Annotated in this window: 7 protein-coding genes; 1 reads left to right on the forward strand and 6 read right to left on the reverse strand. The window is 68.9% G+C overall.

The window, feature by feature from the left end; all coding sequences use genetic code 11:
• The first annotated feature begins 121 nt into the window (after window positions 1–121).
• Complete coding sequence (locus VKH46_14670) at window positions 122–733, forward strand: hypothetical protein (GenBank protein ID HKB72087.1); 612 nt, start codon at window positions 122–124, stop codon at window positions 731–733.
• A 9-nt stretch (window positions 734–742) separates the two neighbouring features.
• On the opposite strand, the gene VKH46_14675 is transcribed toward VKH46_14670, so the two are convergent.
• From VKH46_14675 to VKH46_14700, 6 genes are read right to left on the reverse strand one after another with little or no spacing between them, the layout of a single operon-like run.
• Entirely contained in the window at window positions 743–2680 is a 1938-nt protein-coding gene (locus VKH46_14675) for an HD domain-containing phosphohydrolase (protein HKB72088.1), read from the reverse strand.
• 4 nt (window positions 2681–2684) lie between these two features.
• Window positions 2685–3269 carry a DUF3501 family protein gene (locus VKH46_14680; protein ID HKB72089.1) on the reverse strand — a complete coding sequence of 195 codons (585 nt, stop codon included), beginning with the start codon at window positions 3267–3269 and terminating at the stop codon, window positions 2685–2687.
• Complete coding sequence (locus tag VKH46_14685; protein ID HKB72090.1) at window positions 3256–4548, reverse strand: anaerobic glycerol-3-phosphate dehydrogenase subunit C; 1293 nt, start codon at window positions 4546–4548, stop codon at window positions 3256–3258. Before VKH46_14685 ends, VKH46_14680 begins: the two co-directional genes overlap by 14 nt.
• Window positions 4549–4552: 4 nt before the next feature.
• A complete protein-coding gene (locus VKH46_14690) occupies window positions 4553–4975 on the reverse strand; it encodes a rubrerythrin family protein (GenBank protein ID HKB72091.1) in 423 nt (140 codons plus the stop codon).
• Between the two features lie 19 nt (window positions 4976–4994).
• The gene (locus tag VKH46_14695) at window positions 4995–5432 is read right to left on the reverse strand and encodes a transcriptional repressor (protein ID HKB72092.1); all 438 of its coding nucleotides are present in this window, start codon (window positions 5430–5432) and stop codon (window positions 4995–4997) included.
• 42 nt (window positions 5433–5474) lie between these two features.
• Window positions 5475–5888 (reverse strand): secondary thiamine-phosphate synthase enzyme YjbQ, encoded by a 414-nt coding sequence (locus VKH46_14700; protein HKB72093.1) that lies wholly within the window; start codon window positions 5886–5888, stop codon window positions 5475–5477.
• Between the last annotated feature and the right edge of the window lie 285 nt (window positions 5889–6173).

The following is a 6173-nucleotide window of genomic DNA, read 5'->3' on the forward strand; positions in this document are numbered from 1 at the left end:
GGTTCCCGCCGGCCAGCGGGTGTGCAGCCATCGCGTGTACCGGACGAAGAGATTCGGCATCGGCCGCGAGCATAACCCCCTTGAAGTGGCTCTTCCGAGCGGTTAACTTCCCCTCCACACCATGCAGGATTTCGGGCTGACTTACCGCGAGCTGCGGTTCCTGCGGAGCCTCGATCCCCCATGGCGCATCCAGAGATATCTCGATTCGATCGACTACGACGTCCGCGGCGCGCACTGCCGCTCACCGAGGAGGGTGATCCGCGAAAAAACGGTCCAGTGCATGGACGGCGCCCTCTTCGCGGCGGCGGCGCTGCGCGTCCAGGGGCGGCCTCCGCTCATCCTCGACCTCGAAGCGGTGCAGGACGACGACCACGTTCTCGCGGTCTTTCGCGAGCCGAGCGGCTGGGGGGCGATCGCGCGCTCGAATTACTCGGGGCTGCGCTACCGCGAGCCGATCCATCCGACGATTCGCGCACTGGTGCTCTCCTACTTCGAGTCGTACTTCAACCTCCGGCGCGAGAAGACGCTCCGGCGCTATTCGAAACCGCGCTCGCTCGCGCGGTTCGACCGGATCGGCTGGATGACGTCCGAGGACGACCTCTGGGAGATCCCGCACTGGCTCGAGACGATCCCCCACCGGCGCCTGCTTTCCCCCTCCCGCGAGAAGGCGCTCGGTCCGGTCGACCTCCGGATGTTCGCGGCGGGAAAGGTCGGCCGGGAAGAGGCGCCGTAGCGCGGCCCGTCAGCGGGCCGTCGCCTCGAAGATCCGGCCGTCCACGAAGATCTCGAGCAGGTCGCGGTCGAGCGTTCCCCGGTCCGACTCCGTCCGCAGGATCCCGATCGCCTCGTCGCGCGCGACCGCCCGCTTGTAAGGCCGGTCGGCGGCCGAGAGCGCGTCGTAGATGTCGCAGATCGTCATCATCCGCACGGGCGGGGGTATGTCGTCGGCCCGGACACCGCGCGGATAACCGGACCCGTCGAGCTTCTCGTGGTGGAGCCAGGCGAGCTCCGGGACCCGCGCGAGCTCCGGCGTCCACGGGATCTTCGAAAGGAAGCGGTGCGTCTGGGTCACGTGGGATTCGATCTCCCGCCTCTCCGCCTCGTCGAGACTTCCCCGCGAGATCGCGAGATAGCGCAGGTCCTCGTCCGGGAGAACGCGCTCCCGGTCGCCGTTGTCCAGCGGAAACTCGAGCACCGTCGCCTCCCGGAGCCCGTCGGGCTCCGGAGCGGGGAGCACGCTCGGGACGTCGGCCTCGAGGACCCGCTGCCAGGCGGCGTCGAGCCGCGCCCGGGCGCTTCCGATCTCGCGACGGGCGGTCTCGGCGGAAAGCTCGCCTGCCGCCGCGCGTTCCCACAGGCGGACCGCCGAAGCGAGACGGGCGCGCTCGAACCGCTCGCGCAGCAGGTCCATCCGGCCCGGGGGAAGCTTGCGCGCCTTCACGAGCACCGATTCGCGGACGCCGACCTTGCCGAAGTCGTGGAGCACCGCGGCGTACCGGAGCGCGGTGAGCTCGCCCGAAGAGATGCGGAACCCGGCGTACGGGCCATCCGTTCGGCGGTCGGCGGCCTCCGCCAGCGCGCACGTCAACACCGCGACGCGCTGCGAATGACCCGAGGTCGTGGGATCGCGCTGCTCGATCGCCGTCACGGAGGCCGCGACGAACCCGTCGAACAGGTTCCGCAGGTGCGCGGTCAGGCGGGCGTTCTCGAGCGCGACGGCCGCCTGGGAAGCGAGCGAGCGGGCGACCTCCTCGTTGCCTTCGTCGAACGGCACGGTCTCCCGCCGCATCACGGCGGTCGTCGAGAGGTCCGGGACCACGCTCCGTTTCCGGTTCATGAGCTGCAGGACGCCGAGGACCCGTCCCTGCACGTTCTTCATCGGGACGGCGAGCATCGACCGGGTGCGGTAGCCGATCTCCTCGTCGGATCTCCGGTTGAATCGGTACGACGCGTCCTCCGGGATCGTCTGGACGTCGTCGACCCGAAGCACCTTGCCGGTCGTCGCCACGTGCCCCGCGATCGAACGGCTGTCGAGCGGCAGCGTGATCTCCTCGAACCGCAGCTTCAGGGAGTCGTTCTGCGCCGCCTTGAAACGGAGGTGGTCGGCGCCGTCGTCCCCGCGCTCGATGAGATACAGGCTCCCGGCGTCGGCGTGCGTGAGGTCGCGCGCGCGGGAGAGGAAGTCGGCGATCAGGCGGTTCGGGTCGGTCTCGGCGGCGAGCGCGATGCCGATCCGATTCAGGTTCTCGACGTCGCGGTTCCTCTCGGCGAGCGCTCGCTGAGACACCGCCGCGACGTGTCGCTCCTCGAGGAAGCGGAAGACGGAGCGGACGGCGCGCGCCGCGTGATGGTCGGGCGCGTCCTCGGGAAGTGAGAAATAGACGCGGGGCGGCCAGAACGGATCCGAGGCGCCCGCGCGCTCCCCGATGACGACGACGCCGAGGCGCTCCGCCGCTTCGCCCATTCCTTCGGGAGAAGGCCGCGACAGCTCCGGATGGAGAGGACGGTCGAGCAGGAGGACGCCGACCTCTCCTTCCTCGAGCAGGAGCGCCGAGCGGCTGAACGCGACCGGCTCGATCCCTTCGTTCGGGAGCGACGCGAGCATGCTCGCGATGGCATCCCGCCGGCCGTGGAGGAGGCGGCGCCGGAAAGAGCGCGAGGGCGTGGCCTCCCGCGACATGCGATCAGGAATCCCGCAGGTCTTCGATCAGCTCCGAGACCGTGTCGGGCGAGAGCTCCGCCGACGCGCGATAGTCCCCGTGCTCGAGCACGAGCCGGGCCGATCTCGCCGATTCGAGTGCGGCGCGGCCCTTCTCGCCGAGGGGGAACCGCACGTAGTGCACGGCCGAGATTTTATCCTCGCGGCCGTGTCCCGCCTCGAACCGGGCGAAATATTCATGTCCCGCGATCTCCATCCGGAGGCTCCGACCTTCGTCGAGGCCGATGAACGCGTCCAGGATCGGCTTGACCCGGCTCTCGTCGGTGATCTCGATGAACAGGGTGGCCGCGACCTCGCCCCGGTCGGGCAGGAGAGTGTTGTAGACGTCGATCTCGTCCTGGACCTTCGCCGGGTCGACGATCCGCTCGGCCCGGAGCATCTCCTGGATCTGGAAGAGCGCGGTCTCCCGGTTCTCGAAGACGAGCGTGACGACCGGGCCGACGGCGACGCGCCGGCGGCTCTTCAGGTCGATGACCAGCCGCCGGAACTCGGGCCTCGCCACCTCGTACTCGTGCAGGTTCTTCAGCGCCGAGGCTTCAATTTTCTCCATGGATCTCCTCCGTTCGATAACACGCGGCGAAGATCTCGATCGGGTGGCGGACTTCCGCTCCGGTCCCCTGCCGGATCTGGAGGGCCGCGAGCGGGCAGTCGGTCGCGACGACGTCGGCGCGGGCGCGGTCGACCGCCTCGAACACCGGGCGGCCGATGTCCATCGAGATCGGAAAGTATTCGGTCTTCATCGACCAGGTCCCGTCGTGCCCGGTGCACTTCTCGACGACCTCCACCCGGGTGCCGGGGACGAGCGCGAGGAGGTCCCGGGAGCGGAAACCGATGTCCTGGACCTTGAGGTGGCAGGCGATCTGGTAGAGCACGTGCCCCGCGGAGCGCGCGAAATCGACGGCCAGCTTCCCCGCGCCGTGGCGCTTCATCAGGTACTCGGAAAGGTCGAGCGTCGCCGCCGCGACTTCCGCGGCGTCCGGCTCGGGGCCGAGCGCGGGATATTCCTTCTTGATCGTGAGGGAGCACGTCGGACCCGGAGTGACGATCGGGATACCCGCGCGGACGAAGGGCAGGAACGAGCCGACGTTGTCGCGCCGGTGCTCGCGCGCGGAGTCGAGGTCGCCCGAGTCGAGGAACGGCATCCCGCAGCACCGCTGCGGCGGCACGACGACCTCGACGCCGCTCCGCTCGAGGACCTCGACGGCGGCCTTCCCGGTCTCGGGCCGGTTGTAGTTGACCGAGCACGTCACGAAGAGGAGCACGGCGTCGGCGCCGCGAACCTCGTCGAGCATGGTCTTGCCCCCCCGTTTCTTCCACCACCGGTCGAACGTCTCCCCGTGGTAGGCCGGGAGGAGACGGTCCCGGTGGACGCCGAGGGTCTTCTCGAGCATCCACCGGGAGACGGGGTTCCGGTTGGCGAAGTTGACGAACGGAGCGGCCCTGGACGCGAGCCGGCCCATGGCGTCCGCGGAGCCGAGGATGCGGTCGCGGATCGGCGGCCGCCCGGCGCTTCGGACGCGCGTCGCCCGGTCCCGCAGCACGAGCCGCGGGATGTCGACGTCCCAGCGGTGGGGCGGATAGTACGGACAGTGCGGAATGCAGAGCTTGCACTCGTAGCAGAGGTCCGTGAACGCGTCGAGATCCGGCTTCGGGACCCGGTCGATCTCGCCGTCGACCTCCGGGCGGTCGAGCGCCTTGAAGATCACGTCGAACGAGGGGCAGAGGTTGTAGCAGCGCCGGCAGGTGTGGCAGATGTCCATCACCCGCCGGTACTCCTTCTCCATGGCCCCGGGATCGGCGAAGTCCCGAGCGGCCGGATCGAAGACCACCGGCTTACGACCCGAGGGTGTCGAGGCCCTTCTGGAAACGCCCCGCGTGCGACTTCTCGGCGCGGGCGAGCGTCTCGAACCACTCGGCGACTTCGGTGAAGCCCTCCTCGCGGGCGGTCTTCGCAAACCCCGGATACATCTGCGTGTACTCGTACGTTTCCCCTTCGACGGCCGACTTCAGGTTCAGCTTCGTGTCGCCGATCGGGAAGTTCGTCGCCGGGTCGCCGACCTCCTTCAGGAAATCCAGGTGGCCGAACGCGTGGCCGGTCTCCGCCTCCGACGTGTCGCGGAACAGACCGCCGACGTCCGGAAAGCCCTCGATGTCCGCGCGGCGCGCGAAGTAGAGATAACGGCGGTTGGCCTGGGACTCGCCGGCGAAGGCGTGCTTCAGGTTTTCGTGGGTCTTGGTGTTGTTGAGAGCGGGCATGATTTCTCCTTTCGACGATTCATTTTGCGGAACGGGCGGATCCCCGCCCCTTCCGCTGGGGAACGCGGGTACAGGGCGCGCAGAGCCCTTCGAGCTCGACGCGATGGCCGGTGATCGAAAATCCGGGGAGCGGGAAGAGCCCGGCGAGCCGGGCATCCTCTCCCTCGGGCTTGGGCACGTCGCGGATCGCGCCGCAGGCCGTGCAGAGGAAATGGTAGTGCGCGGAGAGGTCGGCATCCCAGCGGGTCGTCTTTCCCCAGGCGTCGATCGCGCGAATGCGCCCCTCCGCCGCGAGGCGCTGGAGGTTCCGGTACACGGTCCCGAGCGACAGGCGGGGCATCCGTTCGCGCGCTTGCGCGTAGATCCAGTCCGCGGTCGGGTGCGTCTCGGTCGAGGCGACGATCGAGTAGATCAGCGCGCGCTGGCGGGTTACCCGGGGGCGGTGCGGCGTTTCCATATCAATAACGATTATCAATACTGACAGGAGTCCGGCCGCTTGTCAAGCGCCCTTCCCCGCCGCGGCGAGCGGGTCGACGAAGACGCTTCGCTCGCGCGGCCCGTCGAGCTCGAGCAGGAAGACCCCCTGCCACCGTCCGAGGCGGAGCTTTCCGCCTTCGACCGCGAGCACCCGGGAGTTTCCGATCGCCTCGGAGAGGAAATGGGCCGCCGAGTTCCCCTCCCCGTGCTCGAAGGGAACGGACGGCGTCCACTTCGCCAGCGCCCGCTCGACGTCGGTCCCCACGTCGGGATCCCAGTTCTCTCCGACCGACACCGCCGCGGTCGTGTGGGGAACCGACACCAGGACGAAGCCGCTCTGGATTCCGAGCGACTCGACCGCCTTCTGCACCGGTTCCGTCACGTCGCGGCGCTCGATTTTGCGGGACGTCGCCACGACGAACTTCTTCCCCTTCATCGCTCGAGTCTAGTCCCGTTGTTCCTCGGTGGGCATGAGGCGACTGCGCCCCCCGGCTGACGGCCGGCAAGGCGGTCGAGAGCACTCGCAGCCGCGAGCGAAGCGAGCTCCCGAATGCCCTCTTCCTGGGGGGCCGGTGTTGCGGACCCTCGGGGGGTGTCGCCGGTCGTCCGCGCCGGCAGCCCGAGCCGCGAAATGCCGCCGTACGGAACGTGTGAGCACGGCGCGCTCATAATCACGAGGGGGAAGAGCTCTCTCCTGAGCGGAGCGAAGGACCATTCTTCT

The organism is Thermoanaerobaculia bacterium (assembly GCA_035260525.1).
GTDB lineage: Bacteria > Acidobacteriota > Thermoanaerobaculia > UBA5066 > DATFVB01 > DATFVB01.

Excerpts from the sequence above, each read along its gene's own strand:
- VKH46_14670 (HKB72087.1), top strand. The coding sequence starts at position 122 with ATGCAGGATTTCGGGCTGACTTACCGCGAGCTGCGGTTCCTGCGGAGC.
- VKH46_14675 (HKB72088.1), bottom strand. The coding sequence starts at position 2,680 with ATGTCGCGGGAGGCCACGCCCTCGCGCTCTTTCCGGCGCCGCCTCCTC.
- VKH46_14680 (HKB72089.1), bottom strand. The coding sequence starts at position 3,269 with ATGGAGAAAATTGAAGCCTCGGCGCTGAAGAACCTGCACGAGTACGAG.
- VKH46_14690 (HKB72091.1), bottom strand. The coding sequence starts at position 4,975 with ATGCCCGCTCTCAACAACACCAAGACCCACGAAAACCTGAAGCACGCC.
- VKH46_14695 (HKB72092.1), bottom strand. The coding sequence starts at position 5,432 with ATGGAAACGCCGCACCGCCCCCGGGTAACCCGCCAGCGCGCGCTGATC.
- VKH46_14700 (HKB72093.1), bottom strand. The coding sequence starts at position 5,888 with ATGAAGGGGAAGAAGTTCGTCGTGGCGACGTCCCGCAAAATCGAGCGC.